This window comes from Streptomyces sp. NPDC091371, assembly GCF_040684275.1.
Taxonomy (GTDB): Bacteria; Actinomycetota; Actinomycetes; order Streptomycetales; family Streptomycetaceae; genus Streptomyces.
The window spans coordinates 74,144-95,958 of sequence record NZ_JBFBFP010000026.1 but is presented as its reverse complement, the minus strand read 5'-3'; the positions used below and the strand labels follow the sequence as shown (position 1 = coordinate 95,958).

Sequence of the window (21,815 nt, the reverse complement as noted above, 5' to 3'; positions counted from 1 at the left end):
GAAGGACTTCCTTGAGGCGGCCCCGGTCACTGGCCGACGGCTTCATCCGGCACCTTCCACTCGGGCTGCGCCCCGGCAGCAGCCGGGGCCGCCCAATTATCTGCACTCGCCGACCCTGGAAAAGACGATCACACACCGCAAGACTCGCTTTCGGAGCCGTGCGCTGCCCACGCCGTGGAGTGCATTGCCCAGAACGGCGGTTCGGGCCGCCCGGACCATGCGGGGCCCGAAGACCCGGTCGGCACGACGTCCGCCGCGCTGGTGCCCGGCCCCCAGAACACGTCCACCGTCCCCGAGCGCCCGCGCCCTGACCAGCACGTGCCGAGGGGCCGACAGACACACCTCGTGGAGATCACCTTCATGCATCCGATACCACTCCGACGACGCGTGCTCGCCGCCGTTTCCGTGCTCTTGCTCGGCGCGCTCCTGGGGCCGGCGGCGACGGCGAGCGCCTCCCCCAGAGCCCCCGAGACTCCGGAGCCTCCCCGGATCAACCTCGTCCTCGACCTGTCCGGGTCGATGAACGATAACGACGCCGGCGGCCAGACCCGCCTCGCCGCCGCCAAGCAGTCCGTCACCCGGATCATCGACACCGCCCCCGAACAGGCCCCGCTGGGACTGCGCGTCTACGGCGCCACGTATCCCGGAGAGGACAAGGCGCAAGGCTGCGCCGACACGCAGCAGGTACTGCCGGTCACCGTGATGGACCCGGCGGCGCGCGCCGCTGCCAAGAAGCAGGTCGCGGGCTTCAAGGCGGTCGGGTTCACGCCGATCGGCGTCTCGCTCCGGGAAGCCGCCAAGGACCTCGGCTCGACCGGCAAGCGCCGCATCATCCTGGTCTCGGACGGTGACGACACCTGTGCGCCGCCGCCTCCGTGCGAGGTGGCCCGCGAACTCAAGGCGCAGGGCATCGACCTCGCCGTGGACGTCGTCGGGTTCCGAGCGCCCGCCCCGGCGCGCGCGCAGCTGAAGTGCATCGCCGACGCGACCAGCGGCTCGTACACGGAAGCCGCCGACGCCGACTCGCTGACCGCCAATCTGGGCGCCCTGTTCCGCAAGGCGTGGCGGACCTACCACGCCACCGGAAAGCCGGTCGCCGGCTCCCTCAACGGCTGCCAGGACGCTCCGCTGGTCACGCCCGGCCAGTACCTGGACAAGTTCACCGGGGGACGCGACCTCTACTACAAGGTCAAGAAGCGGCCGGACCAGCGGCTCCAGGTGAGCGCCACCGCCGTTGCCGAGGAGGGGTACTCGCGCGGTTCCATCATCACCGTCGCGGCCGGGCCCGCGAGCGACGGCAAACCTTACCGCTGGCTGCGGGAGTTCGAGCAGTCGATGGGGTGGGCGAACATCATCTCCGCCGGAGGCCGCAGCAAGCCCGGATCGGGCAACGAGTCTCCCGCCCCGGACGACACCGGCTGCATCTTCATCGAGAACAACGTGACCAAGTCCGGCGACAAGCCGATGCCGGTCGAGCTTCTCGTCGGGATCGCCGACAGCACGACCCAGGGGGCCGGGGCGCGGACCCCGCAGCCACGCACCGGAGCCGACGCCGAGGGCGGCTTCTCCTTCAACAGCGCCACCCCGATCGGACCGGGCACCCACCGGCAGTCCATCGCCGTCGGTGAGGCCCCCTTCTGGCGGGTGGAGCTGAAGGCGGGCCAGAAGCTGACGGTCAAGGGCGGTGTGGACATCCCGAGCGACTTCCCCAACGAGGTCACCACCGGGTGGAGCGTCACCGTCTACAACGCCCAGCGCAACCCGACGCTGTGCAACAAGGACCTCAACTCGACCGAGCTCTTCACGGGCAAGACCGGGCACTTCGAGCGGGTCTGCGGGCCCTGGGACATCACCGAGCAGGACGACGCGAAGAGCCCCGACTCCAATGGGTACGACGTGCCCGGCACCTACTACATCCAGGCGCAGGTTGCCGAGCCGAAGGACAAGGCGAAGGGCATCGTCGTACCGATCTCGCTGACTGTGGACGTCTCCGGTACACCGCGTTCCGGGAGCAGCCCGGTGTTCTTCTTCGGCGACGAAGCCGATCAGGGTCCCGCGCCGTCCGGTGCACCAGGGAACAACGGCGAACAGGGCGCGACCGGCAGTGCTTCGGCCGCGGGGAAGGACGAGGACTCGCTCGTGGGCAAGCTCGCGCTCCCGGTGGGGATCGGCGCCGGCGTCCTCCTGATCGGCGGCATCGCCTTCTACGCCCTCAGGCGCCGCAGGGCGGCCTGACACCGGTCCGGCCGCCCCATGGGGCGGCCGGACCTTCCGCGTCCGCCGCCCGCTACGCGATCCGCTCGCGCACCAGCTCGATCACCTCGGCGACGTGCTCGTTGAGGTAGAAGTGCCCGCCGGGGAAGGTGCGGAAGGAGCAGGGGCCGCCGGTGTGCTCGGTCCACCCCTCGGCCTCCTCGGCGGTCACCTCCGGGTCGCTGTCCCCGTTGAGGACCACGACCGGGCAGGCCAGCGCCGGGCCCGGACGGTAGCGGTAGGTCTCCGCGGCCTTGTAGTCGCCGCGGATCGCCGGGAGCACCGAGCGCAGCAGTTCCTCGTCGGCCATCACCGCCGGGTCGGTGCCGCTCATCTTCTGGATGGTGGCCAGCAGGCGTTCGTCGGAGGCCAGGTGGACCTGCTCGTTCTCCCGGTGCCGGGACGGGGCCCGGCGCCCCGACGCGAACAGGGCCACCGGGGTGATGCCGGCCGCCTCCAGCCGCAGCGCCACCTCGAAGCCCAGCGTCGCGCCCAGACTGTGCCCGAACAGCGCCACCGGCCGGTCGCACCAGGGGCGCAGCTCGGCCACGACGAGGTCCGCGAGCCGGCGTACGTCGTCCACGCACGGTTCGCCGCGCCGGTCCTGGCGGCCCGGGTACTGCACGGCCACCACGTCGGCGGCCGGGGACAGGGCCCGGGAGACGGGGAAGTAGTAGCTGGCCGAGCCGCCCGCGTGCGGGAAGCAGAACAGGCGCACCGCCGCCTCCTCGGCGGGGTGGAAGCGGCGCAGCCAGGCACTGGGCGCCCGCACGGTCGTGGTCGTACCGTTCATGTCCGGTCGGTGTCCTTACGTAGGGGGTTCACTGGGCGGTCCAGGTGCCCGGCGGGCGCCAGCCGCGCGCCGGACCCCAGGCGGCCCCGGGCCGGGGAGTGGATTGCGCTCCGGCGTCCTCGCGGCCCCGGGCGGTGGCGAGCAGTACGAGGAGGACGGCGGCGAGTTCCGTGCTGTCCGGGGCGCCGCGCACGATCTTCAGCGATGGTTCGGCCCGCTCGCTCATCGGGCGTGCTCCTTTGCGGTGGTCGGACGTGTCAGAACGGCGGGTTGCCGTGCTTGCGTTCGGGCAGCGGCACGTGCTTGGCCCGCAGCACGTCCAGGGCGTCCACCAGCACCTGCCGGGTCGTGGCCGGGTCGATGACGTCGTCGACGAGGCCGCGCTCGGCTGCGTAGTACGGGTGCATGAGCTCCTGGCGGTACTGCTTGACGCGCTGCGCGCGCGCCGCCTCCGGGTCGTCCGCCGCGGCGATCTCCCGGCGGAAGACGACGTTGGCCGCGCCCTCCGCGCCCATCACCGCGATCTCGTTGGTGGGCCACGCGAAGGACAGGTCCGCGCCGATCGAGCGGGAGTCCATGACGATGTAGGCGCCGCCGTAGGCCTTGCGCAGGATCACCTGCACCCGGGGCACGGTGGCCGCGCAGTAGGCGTAGAGCAGCTTGGCGCCGTGCCGGATGACCCCGCTGTGCTCCTGGTCGCTGCCCGGCAGGAAACCCGGCACGTCCACCAGCGTCACCAGCGGGATGCTGAAGGCGTCGCAGGTCTGCACGAACCGCGCCGCCTTTTCCGCCGCGTGGATGTCCAGGACCCCGGCGAGCGAGGCGGGCTGGTTGGCGACGATGCCCACCACGTGGCCGTCCAGCCGGGCCAGACCGCAGATGATGTTCGTCGCCCAGTTGGCGTGGACCTCGAACAGATCGGCGTCGTCGACGATCTCCTCGATCACGGCCCGCATGTCGTACGACCGGTTCGGGTCGGCCGGCACCAGCTGGGACAGGGCGTCACCGCGCCGGTCCGCCGGGTCCTCGCAGGGCACGACGGGCGGCAGCTCGCGGTTGTTGGACGGCAGCAGCGACAGCAGGTGCCGGACCTCCTCGAGGCACTCCTCCTCGGTGTCGTACAGGAACGCGCTCGCCCCCGAGACCGAGGAGTGCACCTGCGCGCCGCCCAGGTCGTTGTGCGTGATCTTCTCGCCGGTCACCGCCTGCACCACGTCGGGGCCGGTGATGTACATCTGCGAGATGTCCCGCACCATGAACACGTAGTCCGTCAGGGCGGGGGAGTACGTCGCCCCGCCCGCGCACGGCCCGAGCATCACGCTGATCTGCGGGATCACCCCGGACGCGGCCACGTTGCGGCGGAAGATGCCGCCGTACCCGGCGAGCGCGGTGACGCCCTCCTGGATACGGGCCCCCGCGCCGTCGCTGAGCGACACCAGCGGGGCGCCCGCCGCCACCGCGAGGTCCATCACCTTGTGGATCTTCTGCGCGTGCGCCTCGCCGAGCGAGCCGCCGAAGATCCGGAAGTCGTGCGCGTACACGAACACCTTCCGGCCGTCGACCTGGCCCCAGCCCGTCACCACACCGTCGGTGTGCGGCCTGCGGTCCTCCAGGCCGAACCCCGAGGCCCGGTGCCGGCGCAGCTGCTCGATCTCCCGGAAGGTACCCGGATCGAACAGCAGGTCCAGCCGCTCGCGCACCGTCAGCTTGCCGCGCGCGTGCTGCGCCTCGGAAGCGCTCTGGGACGGGCCCAGCTCCACGGACTCCTTGATCGCCGCGAGTTCGGCCACTCTGACACTGACATCGGCAACTGTCATGCTCCACCCGTCTCTTCGGCCATCGGGCCCGCCGATGGCGGCGCCCTGGGCAGTGCGTGCCATTGAAGGCGTCCGGGGAGCGTGCGGAGAACACCGACCACCCCCCTGAACGCTCCGGGGCCCCGCGGCACCCCGGCCCAGCAGGCATCACGCCGCGCGCGGCTGCCGCGCCGGGCGGACCGGGCGGGGCGCGGGCGGGCGGCGGGCAGGGTCAACACCTGGGGGGATAGGGGTGTCGCGGCCGTTCCGGCCCGACCTAGCGTGCGATCACCCCGTGGCCGGAACCGACCCGGGGCAATCGATACCGAGCTGGGAGCGTGCAGATGTCCGCGGGCTTCGATCCTGTCGCTGATGACTCGTCCGGCGCGGAGGTCCGCCCGGAGGACCGCCGAGAAGAGCGCCCGGGAGGCCCGGTGGCGGCGCTGGCCGACCGGCTGGCCGGACTTCCCGGGAGCGAGCAGACCAGGCTCCTGACCGACCTGGTCTGCTCGCAGGCCGCCGACTGCCTGCGCAAGGCCCGGCCTGACACCGAACCGGTGGTCACCGCCGGAACCTCCTTCAAGGAACTCGGCCTCGACTCCATCGCCCTGGTCGACCTGCACGCGCGGATCAACGCGGCGACCGGGCTCTCCCTCCCGGTGACCGCCGCCTTCGACCACCCGAGCCCCGAACTGCTGGCCGCCTGCGTCCGTACGGAACTGCTCGGCGTCCCCGCCGAACCGGTGGCGGCCGCCACCGGCCCCGCCGCCGACGCCGCCCCCGCCTTCGACGGCGAGCCCATCGCCGTCGTCGGCATCAGCGGGCGCTTCCCCGGCGGCATCCGCTCGGCCGAGGAACTGTGGGACCTCGTCGAGAGCGGCGGCAGCGCCGTCGGCCCCTTCCCCGACGACCGCGGCTGGGACCTCGACGCCCTGTTCGACGACGACCCCACCGTGCCCGGCACCTGCTACACGCGCACCGGCGGGTTCCTGCACGACGCCGCCGAGTTCGACGCCGAGTTCTTCGGCATCAGCCCGCGCGAGGCCCTCGCCATGGACCCGCAGCAGCGGCTGCTGCTGGAGACCGCCTGGGAGGCCCTCGAACGCACCGGGATCGACCCGACGTCGCTGCGCGGCAGCCGTACCGGCGTGTTCATCGGCGCCGGCCCCTCCGAGTACGGGCCGCGCGTCCAGGACGCCCCCGAGAGCCTCACCGGGTACCTCGTCACGGGCGGCGCCCTCAGCGTCACCTCGGGGCGCGTCGCCTACGCGCTGGGCCTGGAGGGTCCCGCGCTCACCGTCGACACCGCCTGCTCCGGATCGCTGGTCTCCCTGCACCTGGCCGTCCAGTCGCTGCGCCGCGGCGAGTGCTCCATGGCGCTCGCGGGCGGTGTCACCGTCCTGAGCACCCCCGGCCTGTTCACCGAGTTCAGCCGGCAGCGCGGGCTCGCGCCCGACGGGCAGATCAAGGCCTTCGCGGCGGGCGCCGACGGCACCTCCTTCGCGGAGGGCGTCGGCCTGCTGGTGGTGGAGCGGCTGTCGGACGCGCGGCGCAACGGACACGAGGTGCTCGCCGTCATCCGCGGCTCCGCCGTCAACCAGGACGGCGCGAGCAACGGCCTCACCGCGCCCAGCGGCACCGCCCAGCAGCGCGTCATCCTCCAGGCCCTCGCCGACGCCGGGCTCTCGGCGGGTGACGTCGACGCCGTCGAGGCGCACGGCACCGGCACGACCCTGGGCGACCCGATCGAGGCGCGGGCGCTGATCGCCACGTACGGGCGGGACCGGCCCGAGGACCGGCCGCTGTGGCTGGGCTCGGTGAAGTCCAACCTCGGGCACACGCAGGCAGCCGCCGGGGTGGCCGGCCTGATGAAGATGATCATGGCGATGCGGAACGGGGTGCTCCCGCGCACGCTGCACGTGGACGCCCCCAGTGGGAACGTCGACTGGTCCGCGGGCACCGTACGCCTGCTCACCGACCCGGTCCCGTGGCGGGAAACCGAGGACCGCCCGCGCCGCGCGGGCGTCTCCGGCTTCGGCATCAGCGGCACGAACGCCCACGTGATCCTGGAGGAACCCCCGACCGGTTCCCTGGCCGGGGGCGCAACCGGGTCCCTGGCCGGGCGCGTAGCCGGGGCCGCCCCTGGCGGCGTCGCGGCTGCCGGCGGGGACGCCGCTCCGCTGGGCGCGGGCACCGCAGGGCCGCTCGGCGGCGGGGCCGCACCGTCCGGCGGACCCGTCCCCGCCGAGTCCCCTGCCGGGGGCGCAGCCGGGTCCCGTGCCGGCTCCCCTGCGGGGGGCGCTGCCGGGTCCCGTGCCGGCTCCCCTGCGGGGGGCGCTGCCGGGTCCCGTGCCGGGGGCGCCGCGTCTGCCGACCGGGACTTCGCTCCGCTGGGCGCGGGCACCGCAGGGCCGCTCGGCGGCGAGGCCGCACCGTCCGGCGGACCCGTCCCCGCCGAGCCGGCGTTGGTGCCCGTTTCGGGGCGGTCCGAGGAGGGGCTGCGGGCGCAGGCCGCGCGGCTCGCGGAGTTCGTCGCCGGGCGGGCCGGCCTCGGCCCCCGCGACCTCGGCCACGCCCTCGGCACCGGCCGGGCCGCACTCGAACACCGGGCCACCGTCCTCGCCGCCGACCGCGACGAGCTGCTGGCCGGGCTGACCGCCCTCGCCGCCGGCGAAGCCGCCCCCGGCACCCGTACCGGCGCGCTGCCCGCCGGGCGCCTCGCCTTCCTCTTCACCGGACAGGGCAGCCAGCGCCTCGCCATGGGCCGCAGCCTCTACGACGCCCACCCGGTCTTCGCCGACGCCCTCGCCGACGCCATCGGCTGGCTCGACCTCCAGCTCGACACCTCCCTGTGGGACGTGCTGTTCGCCGAACCCGGCTCCGAGGACGCCGCCCGCCTCGACGAGACCCGCTACGCGCAGACCGCCCTGTTCGCCGTCGAGGTCGCCCTCTTCCGGCTCGTCGAATCCTGGGGCATCCGCCCCGACTTCCTGGCCGGCCACTCCATCGGCGAGATCGCGGCCGCGCACGTCGCCGGCGTACTGAACCTGGAGGACGCGGCCACCCTCGTCGCCGCCCGCGGCCGGCTGATGCAGGAACTCCCCGCCGGCGGCGCCATGACCGCCGTCCAGGCCACCGAGGAGGAGGTCCTCCCCTTCCTCGGCGAGCAGGTGGCCGTCGCCGCCCTCAACGGCCCCGACTCCCTCGTGCTCTCCGGCGCGGAAGGCGCCGTCGCCGAGCTCGCGGACCGCTTCGCCGCGCAGGGCCGCAAGACCAAGCGGCTCCAGGTCAGCCACGCCTTCCACTCCCCGCTCATGGAACCGATGCTGGAGGAGTTCCGGCGGATCGCCGGCATCCTGACCTACTCCGCACCCCGCATCCCCCTCGTCTCCACCGTCACCGGCCGCCTCGCGACCTCCGAGGAACTGCGCTCGCCCGACTACTGGACCGGCCACGTCCGCCAGGCCGTCCGCTTCGCCGACGCCATGGACTGGCTCCTCGCCGACGGCGGCGTCCGCACCTTCCTCGAACTCGGGCCCGACGGAGTGCTCAGCGCCCTCGGCCAGAACTGCCTGCCCGAGGAGCGCGAGGCCGACACCGTCTTCGCCCCCCTGCTGCGCGCCGGCAAGGACGAGGTCCGCGAGGCGCTCGGCGCCGCCGGCCTCGCCCACGCCCGCGGCGCCCACCTCGACTGGCAGGCCCTCTACGCCGGCCGCCCCACCCGCCGCGTCGACGGGCTGCCCACGTACGCCTTCCGCACCCGCCGCTACTGGCTCGCCCCCGAGCGCTCCGCAGGCGACCCCTCCGGCCTCGGCCAGCTCGCCGCCCAGCACCCCCTCCTGGGCTCGGTCGTCGACCTCGCGGGCGCCGGCGCCACCGTGCTGACGGGCCGCCTGTCACTGCGCACCCACCCGTGGATCGCCGACCACACCATCGCCGGGGTCACCCTGCTCCCCGGCACCGCCTTCGTCGAACTCGCCCTGCGCGCCGGGGCGGAGACCGGCTGCGCCCTCGTCGAGGAGCTGACCCTCCAGTCCCCGCTGGTGCTGCCCGAGTCGGGCGGGGTCGCGCTCCAGGTCGTCGTCGCCCCCGCCGACGCCTCGGGCCGCCGCACCGTCGAGTGCTACTCGCGGCCGGACACCTCCGAGGCCGCCGAGCCGGACGAGGCCGCCGAGGACGGCTGGGTGCGCCACGCCACCGGCCTCCTCGCCCCCGCCGCCCCAGAAGCGGACACCGCCGCCCTCACCGGGCCGTGGCCCCCCGCCGGAGCCGTCCCGCTCGACGTCAGCACCCTGTACGCCGACATGGCCGGCGAGGGCTACGGCTACGGCACCGCCTTCCACGGCGTCCGCGCCGCCTGGCTGCACGACGGCCAGGTCTACGCCGAGGTCGAACCCCCGCAGCCCACCCGCGCCGACGCCGCCGCGTACGGACTGCACCCGGCCCTCCTCGACGCCGCCCTGCACCCCGCCGACCACGCCCTCACCGCGGCCGGCAACCGCCCCGAGGGGACCTGGATCCCCTTCTCCTGGAACGGCGTCGCGCTGTACGCGGCGGGCGCCTCCGCCGTCCGCGTACGGATCACCGCGCGCGGCCGCGAGGAGCTCGACGTGACGGTCGCCGACGCGTCCGGCGCCCCCGTGGCCCGCGTCGCATCGCTGCAGCTGCGCGCCGTCACCGCGGACCAGCTCGCCGGGGACCGCTCCGACCCGCTGCTCGCCGTCCGCTGGAACCCCATCGAACTCCCCGCAGAAGCCGCCGAGTTCACGGATCTGGCCGAGACTGCCGACGGCCCCGTGTCGCCCTTCGTCGTGTACCGGGCCCTCCCGACCCCGGCCGGCGACGACGTGCCCGGCGCCGTCCGCGCCGTCACCGCCGACGCGCTGGCCGCCGTACAGGACTTCCTGGCCGACGAGCGGTACGCCGACTCCCGCCTCGCCGTCGTCACCCGTGCCGGGGCAGCCGTGCCCGGCACCGACGTCGACCTCGCGCAGGCACCCGTCTGGGGCCTCGTACGCTCGGCCGAGGCGGAGAACCCGGGCCGTTTCACGCTCGTCGACACCGACGAAGCCGGCCTCGCCCACCTCGGCCGCGCCCTGGCCGCCACCTCGGAACCCGAACTGGCCCTGCGCGGCGCCGAGGCGTACGTCCCGAGGCTGGCCGCCGTACCGGCCCCCGACGAGGAGCGCCCCGCGCCCTGGGACGCGGCCGGCACCGTACTGATCACCGGCGGCACCGGCGGCGTGGGCGCCGAACTCGCCCGCCACCTGGTCCGCGAGCACGGCGTACGGCACCTGCTGCTCACCAGCCGGCGCGGCCCGGACGCCCCCGGCGCGCGGGAACTCCTCGCGGACCTCGCGGGCTTGGGGGCCGAAGCCACCGTCAGCGCCACCGACGTCGCCGACCGCGCCGAACTGGCCGCGCTGCTCGCCGGGATCCCGGCCGCGCACCCGCTGCGGGCCGTGGTGCACGCGGCCGGCGTCATCGACGACGGGCTCGTCGGCTCCCTCACCGCCGATCGGCTCGACACCGTCCTGCGGCCCAAGGTGGACGCCGCCTGGAACCTGCACGAGCTGACGGCCGGCCAAGACCTCGCCGCCTTCGTCCTGTTCTCCTCCGCATCGACCGTCCTCGATGGCGCCGGCCAGGGCAACTACGCCGCTGCCAACCTGTTCCTCGACGCCCTCGCCGCCCGCCGCGCGGCCGCCGGGCAGGTCGTCACCTCGCTCGCCTGGGGCCTGTGGGCCGGCGGGGGCGGCATGGGCGCGAGCCTCGACGCGGCCGCCCTCACCCGCATCGAGCGGCTCGGCCTGGACTCCCTGTCCTTCGAGGAGAACCTCGCCCAGCTCGACAAGGCCCTCACCGCCCACGAGCCGGCCGTGGTGCCCGTACGCGTCAACCAGCGCGCGGTACGGGCCCGTACGGACGGCACGCCCACCCTGCTGCGCGCCCTCGTCCGCACCCCCGTACGCCGCTCCGCCGCCGGGACCGCCCCCGCCGCCGTTAGCGCCGCCGCGGCCGCCGGACCGGCTCCCCTCGCGGCCCGTCTCGCGGAACTCGGCGCGGCCGACCGCCTCGCCACCGTGCTGCGGCTGGTCCGCACCGAGGCCGCGGCCGTGCTCGGCTACCAGAGCGCCGAGGAGGTCACCGCGACCCGGGCGTTCACCGAGACGGGCTTCGACTCCCTCGCCGCCGTGGAACTGCGCAACCGCCTCGCCACCGCGACCGGGCTGCGCCTGAGCGCGACCCTGACCTTCGACTACCCCACGGCGACGGCCCTCGCCGAACACCTGGTGACCAAGCTCGTCGGCGCGGCCGCGCCCGCGGCCGCCCCCGCACCCGAGACCCGTACGAACGCGGCGGACGCCACCGCCGACCCGATCGTCATCGTCGGCATGGCCTGCCGCTACCCGGGCGGGGTGACCTCCCCCGAGGAGCTGTGGCAGCTCGTCGCCGAAGGCTCCGACGCCATCGGCCCCTTCCCCACCGACCGCGGCTGGGACGGCGACCTGTACGACCCGGAGATCGGCAAGCCCGGCAAGACCTACTCCACCGAGGGCGCCTTCCTCTACGACGCCGCCCAGTTCGACCCGGCGTTCTTCGGCATCAGCCCGCGCGAGGCCCAGGCCATGGACCCGCAGCAGCGACTCCTGCTGGAGGTCGCCTGGGAGACCTTCGAACGCGCCGGGATCGACCCCCGGTCCGTGAAGGGCAGCTCCACCGGGGTCTTCGCCGGCGTGATGTACCACGACTGGGGACTGCGCCTCGGCCCGCTCCCCGAGGACGTGGCCGGCTACCACGGCAACGGCAGCCTCGCCAGCGTGGTCTCCGGGCGGGTCTCCTACGCGCTCGGCCTCGAAGGCCCCGCCGTCAGCGTCGACACCGCCTGCTCCTCCTCCCTGGTCGCCCTGCACATGGCCGCCCGCTCGCTGCGGGCGGGGGAATGCTCGCTCGCCCTGGCCGGCGGCGTCACGATCATGTCCACCCCCGACACCTTCCTCGACATGGCCCGCCAGCGCGGCCTCGCCTCCGACGGCCGCTGCAAGTCCTTCGGCGCTGGCGCGGACGGCACCGGCTGGGGCGAGGGCGCGGGCGTGCTGCTCCTGGAGCGGCTCTCCGACGCCCGCCGCAACGGGCACCGGGTGCTGGCCGTGGTCCGGGGCTCGGCCCTCAACCAGGACGGTGCCAGCAACGGCCTCACCGCCCCCAACGGGCCCGCGCAGCAGCGGGTCATCCGCCAGGCCCTCGCCGACGCGGGCCTGAGCGCCGCCGAGGTCGACGTGGTCGAGGCGCACGGCACCGGCACGAAGCTGGGCGACCCGATCGAGGCGCAGGCCCTGCTGGAGACCTACGGGCAGGAACGGCCCGCGGGCCGGCCGCTGTGGCTGGGCTCCATCAAGTCCAACATGGGCCACACGCAGGCCGCCGCGGGCGTCGCCGGCATCATCAAGATGGTCCAGGCGATGCACCACGGCGTGCTCCCGCGGACCCTGTACGCCGAGACCCCCTCCGACCAGGTGGACTGGTCGGCGGGCGAGGTGGAACTGCTCACCGAGGCCCGCGCGTGGCAGACGCCCGGCGGGGTGCGGCGGGCCGGCGTGTCCTCCTTCGGGATCAGCGGCACCAACGCCCACGTGATCATCGAGCAGGCCCCCGAACAACCCGAGAAGGCCACCGCCGCGCCCGAACTCCCCGCCCTCCCCTGGACGGTCTCCGGCGCCACCCCCGAAGCCCTGCGCGCCCAGGCCGACCGGCTGCGCGCGCGGCTCGCGGAACTCGACGACGAGGAACTGGCCCCCGCCGCCCTCACCCTCGCCACCGGCCGGGCCGCCCTGGAACACCGCGCCGTCGCCCTCGGCGCCGACCGCGAGGAACTCGCCCGCGCGCTGGACCGGCTCGCGGACGCCGACACCGCCCAGGACGCCAAGACCGCCTTCCTGTTCACCGGCCAGGGCGCCCAGCGCCTCGGCATGGGCCGCGGGCTGTACGAGGCCTTCCCGGCCTTCGCGGCGGCCTTCGACGCCGCCTGCGCGGAGATCGACCCGCACCTCGGGCAGTCGCTGCGCGCCGTCGTGTGGGGCGAGGACGCCGACGCGCTGAACGCGACCGCGCTCGCCCAGCCCGCCCTGTTCGCCTTCGAAGTGGCCCTGTTCCGGCTGGTCGAGGCCTGGGGCCTGACCCCCGACCTGGTCGTCGGCCACTCCATCGGCGAGCTGGCCGCCGCCCACGCCGCGGGCGTGCTCTCCCTCGCCGACGCGGCCCGGCTCGTCGTCGCCCGCGGCCGGCTGATGCAGGCGCTCCCGGCCGGCGGCGCGATGGTGGCCGTACAGGCGACCGAGGAGGAGGTGCTGCCGCTGCTCACCGACGGAGTGGGCATCGCGGCGGTCAACGGCCCGCGCTCGGTGGTGGTCTCGGGCACCGAGGCGGCCGCCCTGGCCCTCGGCGCACACTTCGCCGCCGCCGACCGCAAGACCAGCCGGCTCGCCGTCTCGCACGCCTTCCACTCGGCCCTCATGGACCCGATGCTCGACGCGTTCCGGGCCGTCGTCGCCGAGTTGACCTTCGCCGAGCCGCGGCTCGGCGCGGTCTCCACCGTCAGTGGAGACCTGTCCACGCAGTGGCAGTCCCCGGACTACTGGGTCCGGCAGGTCCGCGAACCCGTCCGGTTCGCCGACGCCGTACGCCGCACCGAGGAGCTCGGCGCCCGCACCTTCCTGGAGATCGGCCCCGATGCGGTCCTGACCGCGCTCGGCATCGGCTCCGCCGTCGACGAGACGACCGCTTTCCTGCCCCTGCTGCGCCGCGACCACGACGAGGCCCGCCAGGCCCTGTCGGGCATCGGCTGCGCCTGGGCGCGCGGAGCCGGCGTCGACTGGACCGCCGTCCTCGGCGCGCAGGGGCGGACCCCGCTCGTCGACCTGCCCACCTACGCCTTCCAGCGCAAGCGGTACTGGCTCGACGTACCCGCCAAGGCCGGCGACGTCACCTCGGCCGGACTCGACGCCGTCGACCACCCCGTCCTCAGCGCGGCCGTCCTGTCACCCGACTCCGGATCCGTCGTCCTCACCGGCCGGCTCTCCACCACCGGCCACCCCTGGGTCGCCGACCACGGCGTGCACGGCGCGGTGCTCCTCCCCGGCACCGGCTTCGTCGAGCTCGCCGTCCGCCTCGGCGACCAGGTCGGCTGCGACCTCCTGGAAGAGCTCACCCTGGAGGCGCCGCTGGTCCTGCCCGCGACCGGCGGCGCGGCCCTGCGCGTCGCCGCCGGCGCCTCCGACCCCTCCGGCCGCCGCCCGCTGACCATCCACTCCCGCCTCGACGGAGCCCCCGAGGACTCCTGGACCCGGCACGCCACCGGCTTCCTCGCCACCGGCGCACCCCCGCAGGTCGACGCCGACCTCACCCAGTGGCCGCCGCGCGGCGCCACCCCCGTGGACGTCGACGGGGCCTACGAGCGGCTGCGCGAGCGCGGCTACGGCTACGGCCCCGCCTTCCAGGGCCTGACGGCGGCCTGGCGGCGCGGCGACGAACTGTTCGCCGAGGTCGCCCTGCCCGACTCCGTACGCGCCGAAGCCGCCGGCTACGGGCTGCACCCGGCGCTCCTGGACACCGCCATGCACGTCGACGTCCTCGTCGACCAGGGCGAGGGCGGCACCGAAGCCCTCCTGCCCTTCGCCTGGAGCGGAGTGTCCCTGCACGCCACCGGAGCGGCCGCACTGCGCGTGTACGTACGCCGCATCAAGGGCGCGGAGGAGTCGGCGATGGTCGTCGCCGACGAGACCGGCAGCCCCGTGATGACCGTGTCCTCCCTGATCTGCCGCCCCGTCTCCGCCGACCAGCTCGAACCGGCGAACGGCACCCTCTCCGACGCCCTGCACCACATCGAGTGGACTCCGCTGCCCGAACCCGCCGAACCCCTCCCGTCCTCCACCGTCGTCCTCGACGAATACGGGCTGGCCATCCTCGGCGACCCCTCGGCCGTCGTCCTGGCCTGCTGCCCCACCCCCGTGGGCCGGCCCGCACTCGAAGCGACCCGCACCATCACCTCGTACGTCCTCGGACTCCTCCAGTCCTGGCTGACCGACGAGCGCTTCGAGTTCACCACCCTGGTCGTCGTCACCCGCGGCGCCGTCGCCACCGGCCCGGACACCGCCCCCGACCTGACGCAGGCACCCGTCTGGGGCATCGTCCGCGCCGCCCAGGCCGAGAACCCCGGCCGGATCGTGCTGCTCGACACCGACCCCGACGTCGACCCGGCGGACTTCCCGGCCATCGCGGCCGCCGCCCTCGCCCAGGGAGAACCCGAACTCGCCCTGCGCGACGGCCGGCTGCTCATCCCACGGCTGGTACGCACCCCCGTACCCGACGCCGACGCCCCCTGGAACGGCGACGACACCGTCCTGATCACCGGCGGCACCGGCGGCCTCGGCGCCCGCATCGCCCACCACCTCGTCGAACGGCACGGCGTACGCCACCTGCTGCTCACCAGCCGCCGGGGCCCCGAAGCCCCCGGCGCCACCGAACTGCGCGACCGGCTCCTCACCGCCGGAGCCCTCGACGTCCGGATCGCCGCCTGCGACGCCGCCGACCGGGACGCCCTGGCCGGGGCCCTCGCCGGGATCCCCGCCGAGCACCCGCTCACGGGCGTCGTCCACGCCGCCGGAGTCGTCGACCCCGGCCTGATCGGCACCCTCACCCCCGAACGCCTCGACACCGTCCTGCGGCCCAAGGCGGACGCCGCCTGGCACCTGCACGAACTCACCGCCGAACTCGACCTGTCGGCCTTCGTGATGTTCTCCTCGGCCGGCGGGCTCGTCCTGCCCGCCGGACAGGGCAACTACGCGGCCGCCAACGTGTTCCTCGACGCCCTGGCCGCCCACCGGCGCACCGCCGGCCTGCCCGCCACCTCCCTCGCGTACGGACTGTGGGCCGTCAACACCGGGCTCGGCGGCGAGCTCACCGACGCCGACGTCGAGAAGATGAACCGGCTGGGGCTGCCCGCCCTGCCCGCCGCCCGCGGCATCGAGCTCTTCGACGAAGCCCTGCGCACCCGCCACGCCCTCCTCGCCCCCCTCCTCGTCGACCCCGCCGCCCTGCACGCCCGCGGCGCCGACGTCCCGCCGCTGCTGCGCGCGGCCGCCGCCACCGCCCGGCCCGCGACCCGGCGCGCCGCGGCGGGCACCGCCCCCGTCGGCGACACCCTCGCCCGCCGCCTCGCCCCCCTCACCGCCGCCGAACGCCGCCGGGCCCTCCTCGACCTGGTCGCCGGCCAGGTCGCGGCCGTCCTCGGCCACGAGTCCGCGGACACCGTCGGCGCCGACAGCGCCTTCAAGGAACTCGGCTTCGACTCCCTGGCCGCCGTGGAACTGCGCAACGCGCTCAACTCCGCGACCGGCCTGCGGCTCCCCGTCACCCTCGTCTTCGACTACCCCACCACCCGAGCCGTCGCCGACTACCTCGACACCGAACTCGGCGGCAGCGGAACCGAACCGGAGGCCGGGCAGCCCGAGACGGCCCCCGTGACCCTCTCGGACGACGAACCCATCGCCATCGTCGGTATCAGCTGCCGCTTCCCCGGCGGGGTCCGCTCCGCCGAAGACCTGTGGGACCTCGTCGCCGAAGGCCGCGACGCCATCGCCGACTTCCCCGCCGACCGCGGCTGGGACACCGACGCCATCTACGACCCCGAGCCGGGCCTGCACGGCAAGACGTACGCCCGCGAAGGCGGATTCCTCTACGACGCCGCCGAGTTCGACCCCGCCTTCTTCGGCATCAGCCCCCGCGAAGCCATCGCCATGGACCCGCAGCAGCGGCTGCTGCTCCAGGCCGCCTGGGAGGCCTTCGAACGCGCCGGCATCGACCCGACGGCCATGCGCGGCAGCCAGACCGGCGTCTACGCCGGCGTGATGTACCACGACTACGGCTCCCGCCTCCAGCACATCCCCGACGACGTCGCCGGCTACCTCGGCAACGGCACCGCCGCCTCCATCCTCACCGGCCGCGTCGCCTACACCCTCGGCCTCGAAGGACCCGCCGTCAGCGTCGACACCGCCTGCTCCTCCTCCCTCGTCGCCCTCCACATGGCCTGCCAGGCACTGCGGCGCGGCGAGGTCGGCATGGCCCTCGCCGGCGGCGTCACCGTCATGTCGACCCCCGAGATCTACGTCGAGTTCGCCCAGCAGCGCGGCCTGTCCGCCGACGGCCGCTGCAAGGCCTTCGCGGGCGGCGCCGACGGCACCGGCTGGGCCGAAGGCGTCGGCCTGCTCCTCATCGAGCGGCTCTCCGACGCGCAGCGCCTCGGCCACGAGGTCCTCGCCGTGATCCGCGGCTCCGCCATCAACCAGGACGGCGCCAGCAACGGACTCACCGCCCCCAACGGCCCCTCCCAGCAGCGGGTCATCCAGCGCGCACTGGCCGCGAGCGGCCTCACCACCGCCGACGTCGACCTCGTCGAGGGCCACGGCACCGGCACCCGGCTCGGCGACCCGATCGAAGCCCAGGCCCTCCTCGCGACCTACGGGCAGGGGCGGCCCGCCGACGACCCGGTGTGGCTCGGCTCCGTCAAGTCCAACATCGGCCACGCCCAGGCGGCGGCCGGCGTCAGCGGAGTCATCAAGTCCGTCATGGCGCTGCGCAACGGCCTCATGCCCAGGACCCTCCATGTGGACGAGCCCTCGCCCGAGGTCGACTGGGAGGCCGGCAGCGTACGCCTGCTCACCGAGGCCAGGCCCTGGCCCCGGCGGGCGGACCGGCCGCGCCGCGCCACCGTCTCCTCCTTCGGCCTCAGCGGCACCAACGCCCACTTGATCGTCGAGGAAGCCCCGCAAGGCGCGGCGGCCGTGCAGCCACGGCCCGAGGCCCGGATCCCGCTGCCACTGCTGCTGTCCGGCTCCGACGCCGGAGCCCCCGCACGCCAGGCCCTGGCCCTGCGCGCCCGCCTGCTCGACGACCCGGCGCTGGACCTCCGCGACATCGCCTACACCCTGGCCACAGGCCGGGCGGCCCTGGAACACCGCGGGGTGGTCCTCGCCGCGGACACGGACAGCGCACTGCACGAGCTGGAGGCCTTCGCCGCCGGCGAGGGCGTGCGGGGCTGCGCGCGGGCCGTCGGAAGGACGGCGTTCCTGTTCACGGGGCAGGGTGCGCAGCGGCTCGGTATGGGCCGGGAGCTGTACAAGTCCTTCCCGGTGTTCGCGGAGGCCTTCGACGCGGTGTGCGCGGAGGTCGACGTACACCTCGGGCGGTCGTTGCGCGAGGTGGTGTGGGGTGAGGACGCGGAGGCGCTGAACGCGACCGCGATCACCCAGCCCGCGCTGTTCGCCTTCGAGGTGGCCCTGTTCCGGCTGGTCGAGGCCTGGGGGGTCACTCCTGATGTGGTCGCCGGGCACTCGATCGGAGAGCTGGCGGCCGCGCATGCCGCCGGGGTGCTGTCCCTTCCGGACGCGGCGCGGCTGGTCGTGGCGCGGGGCCGGCTGATGCAGGCCCTCCCGGTGGGTGGCGCGATGCTCGCGGTCCAGGCCACCGAGGAGGAGATCCTGCCGCTGCTCGCCGACGGCGTGGGCATCGCGGCGGTCAACGGGCCCCGGTCGGTGGTGGTTTCGGGTGTGGAGGCCGCCGTTCTGGCGGTGGGCGAGCACTTCGCCGCCGCCGGTCGGAAGACCAGTCGGCTGGCCGTCTCGCACGCCTTCCACTCGGCGCTCATGGACCCGATGCTCGACGAGTTCCGTTCCGTTGCGGCGGGGTTGACGTTCGGCGAGCCGCGCATCCCCGCCGTCTCCACCGTCACCGCTCAGGCTTCGGCTGACTGGCAGTCCCCGGACTACTGGGTCGGCCAGGTCCGCGAGGCCGTCCGCTTCGCCGACGCCGTGCGCACGCTCGAAGGCCAGGGCGTCACCCGCTTCCTGGAGATCGGCCCCGACGGGATCCTCACCGGCCTCGCCGCCCAGACGCTCGACGACGCCTTGCTCGCCGCGACTGTCCGCAAGGACCGCCCCGAGCCGGAGACCCTCGTCGCCGCCCTCGCTCAGCTGCACACCACAGGGGTCCCCGTCGACTGGGAAGCGTTCTACGCCCCCACTGGCGCCCGCCGCGCGGACCTCCCCACCTATGCGTTCCTGCGCACCCGCTACTGGCTCGACGCCCCCGCAGCCGTCGGCGACGCCGCCGGACTCGGGCAGCTGCCCGCCGGGCACCCGCTGCTCAGCGCCGTGGTCGTCTCCCCGGAAACCGGAGCCCCCGTCCTCACCGGCCGGATCTCCGTCGCCACGCACCCCTGGCTCGCCGACCACGCCGTCCACGGCAGTGTGCTGCTGCCCGGCACCGCATACGTGGAGATGGCGCTCCGGGCCGGCCACGAGGCGGGCTGTGCCCAGCTGGAGGAGCTGACCCAGGAGACCCCGCTGCTGCTGCCGGCCAAGGCCGGGGTCGCCGTACAGGTGGTCGTGGGCGAGGCGGACGGGTCCGGGCGGCGTGACGTCACGGTGTACTCGCGCGCCGAGGACCTGGCCGCCGACGCCCCCTGGACCCGCAACGCCCGCGGTGTCCTCGCCGCGGAGCCCGCTCCCGTCGTCCCGGACCTGGAGGAGTGGCCCCCGGCCGGCGCCCAGCCCGTCGACGTGAGCGGCATGTACGAGGACCTCGCGGGCCTCGGCTACGGGTACGGCCCGGTCTTCCAGGGCCTGACGGCGGCCTGGCGGCGCGGCGACGAGCTCTTCGCCGAGATCAACCTCCCCGAGCACGCCCGCACCGACGCCGCCGCGTTCGCCCTGCACCCCGCCCTGCTCGACGCCGCCCTGCACGCGGAGCGGATCTTCGACGCGGATCACGAAGGCCCCGTCCGGGCCGCCCTGCCCTTCGTGTGGAACGGCGTCACCCTGCACGCCGTCGGCTCCGCCGCCCTTCGCGTACGGCTGACCAAGCCGGGGCCCGACGCCGTCGCCCTGCGGATCACCGCGCCGACGGGCGAGCCGGTGGCCACGGTGGAGTCGCTGGTGGTGCGCGAGGTGTCCGCCGAGCAGCTGGCGGGCGACGGGGACGGCCGGGGAGCCGCCCTGTTCCGCGTCGACTGGCAGGCCCACCCGTCCCCGGCCGCGCCCGTCGCGGCGGACGACCTGGTCGTCATCGGTACCGCACTGCCCGGCTTCCGGTCGGTCTCCTCGCTCGCCGAACTCACCGCGGAGCCCCGGATCCCCGGCACGGTCGTGCTGACCGCACCGGACATCTCCGACGTCTTCGGCACCACCGGCGGCGTGCCCGAGCAGGTCCGCACCTCCGTGGGGCGGCTCCTCGACACCCTCGGCCAGTGGCTCGCCGACGAGCGGTTCGCCGATTCCCGCATGGTGCTCGCCACCCGGAACGCCGTGGACGCGGGCGACGGGAGCGACGAGGGCGACGCGGACGGCGTGGACTGCGTACAGGCCCCGCTGTGGGGCGTGATGCGCGCCGCGCAGGCCGAGAACCCGGGCCGCTTCACCGTCGTCGACCTCGACACGGCCCCCGCCTCGGTGGCGGCCCTGCCCGCCGCCGCGGCCTCGGCCGAGCCGGAGATCGCCGTCCGCCAGGGCGAGGTGCTGGTACCCCGCTACGTCGCCACGAGCGGCGGCGCCGAGACCCTCGCCTGGGACCCGGACGGCACCGTGCTGATCACCGGCGGCACCGGGCTGCTCGGTTCGGTCCTCGCCCGGCACCTGGTCGCCGAGCGGGGAGTACGCCACCTCGTACTCACCAGCCGCCGGGGCGCCGAAGCCCCCGGCGCGAAGGAACTGAGCGCGGAACTGCGCGAGTTGGGTGCGGCCACCGTGCGGATCGTCGCCGTCGACGCGGCCGACCGGTACGCACTCGCCGCGCTGCTGGACGAGATCCCCGCCGAGCACCCGCTGACCGGGGTCGTGCACGCCGCCGGAGTCATGGACAACGCCCTGGTCGGCGCCGTCACCACCGAGCAGGTCGGCAAGGTACTGCGGCCCAAGGTGGACGCCGCCTGGCACCTGCACGAACTTACCCGGGACCTGAACCTGGCGGCGTTCGTGCTGTACTCCTCGGCCGGCGGCCAGATCCTCTCCGCCGGGCAGGCCACCTACGCCGCGGCCAACGTCTTCCTCGACGCCCTGGCCGCCGAGCGCCGCGCCGCCGGGCTCGCCGCCACCTCCCTGGCCTGGGGCCTGTGGGAGGGCACGGTCGGCGAGGGCCCGGAGCTGGGCCAGGCCGACCTGCGCCGGATGGGCCGCTCCGGGGTGCTGGAGCTGTCCTTCGCCGACGGGCTCGCGCTGTTCGACGCGGCCACGGGCCTGGACGAGGCCCTGCTGGCCCCCGTCCGGCTCGACCGCGCCGCGCTGCGCGAGCGGGCCGACGAGATCCCCGCCCTGCTGCGCGCCCTCGCCGGTCCGCCCGCCCGCAAGGGCCCCAAGCCCACCGCCGTCCCGGCCGCGGGCTCCGGCGACACCGGCGGCTCCCTGGTACGGGCCAAGCTCGCCGGTCTGCCCGCCGGACCGGAACAGGCGCGCTACCTGGAGGAGCTCGTACGGGGCCACGCGGCAGCCGTACTCGGCCACGGCGACACCGCCGGCGTGGCGGCCGACCGGGGCTTCACCGAACTCGGCCTGGACTCCCTCGGGGCCATCGAACTGCGCAACCGGCTCCAGAAGGCGACCGGACTCCGGCTGCCCGCCACCCTGATGTTCGACTACCCCAACTCGGCGGCCCTGGCCGGGTTCCTGCTGGAGGAACTGGAGCCCGAGCCGGCCGCCGCCGCGCCCGGAGCACCCCTGGACGAGGACGGCATCAGGCGGGCCCTGCTGTCGATCCCGGCCGCGCGCCTGCGCGAAGCCGGCCTCCTCGACGCACTGCTCGGCCTGGCGCAGAACGCTCCCGCCGAGCCCGGCGAACCGTCGGACGCACAGGGCCCGGCCATCGAGGAGATGGACGTGGACGACCTCGTACGCGCCGCCATGGCCGGCGGCGAACTCAGCTGACCC

General features: G+C 74.9%; 5 protein-coding genes. 2 read left to right on the top strand and 3 right to left on the bottom strand.

Going from position 1 to position 21,815, the window contains the following annotated elements; translation table 11 throughout:
• The first annotated feature begins 360 nt into the window (after positions 1-360).
• A complete protein-coding gene (locus tag AB0O21_RS25540; protein WP_365174356.1) occupies positions 361-2,235 on the top strand; it encodes a hypothetical protein in 1,875 nt (624 codons plus the stop codon).
• Between the two features lie 52 nt (positions 2,236-2,287).
• Here AB0O21_RS25540 and AB0O21_RS25535 read toward each other — a convergent pair whose 3' ends face one another.
• The 3 genes from AB0O21_RS25535 to AB0O21_RS25525 are packed head-to-tail and all read right to left on the bottom strand — an operon-like array spanning position 2,288 to position 4,863.
• Positions 2,288-3,046 (bottom strand): alpha/beta fold hydrolase, encoded by a 759-nt coding sequence (locus tag AB0O21_RS25535; RefSeq protein ID WP_365174354.1) that lies wholly within the window; start codon positions 3,044-3,046, stop codon positions 2,288-2,290.
• A 28-nt stretch (positions 3,047-3,074) separates the two neighbouring features.
• The gene (locus AB0O21_RS25530) at positions 3,075-3,272 is read right to left on the bottom strand and encodes an acyl-CoA carboxylase epsilon subunit (protein ID WP_365174351.1); all 198 of its coding nucleotides are present in this window, start codon (positions 3,270-3,272) and stop codon (positions 3,075-3,077) included.
• Between the two features lie 31 nt (positions 3,273-3,303).
• Positions 3,304-4,863, bottom strand: a complete 1,560-nt coding sequence (locus tag AB0O21_RS25525; protein WP_365174349.1) for an acyl-CoA carboxylase subunit beta — start codon at positions 4,861-4,863, stop codon at positions 3,304-3,306.
• Between the two features lie 413 nt (positions 4,864-5,276).
• On the opposite strand from AB0O21_RS25525, the gene AB0O21_RS25520 reads away from it, so the two are divergent.
• Positions 5,277-21,812: a type I polyketide synthase gene (locus AB0O21_RS25520; RefSeq protein WP_365174346.1), complete on the top strand. Its 16,536-nt coding sequence runs from the start codon at positions 5,277-5,279 to the stop codon at positions 21,810-21,812.
• Positions 21,813-21,815 lie beyond the last annotated feature (3 nt).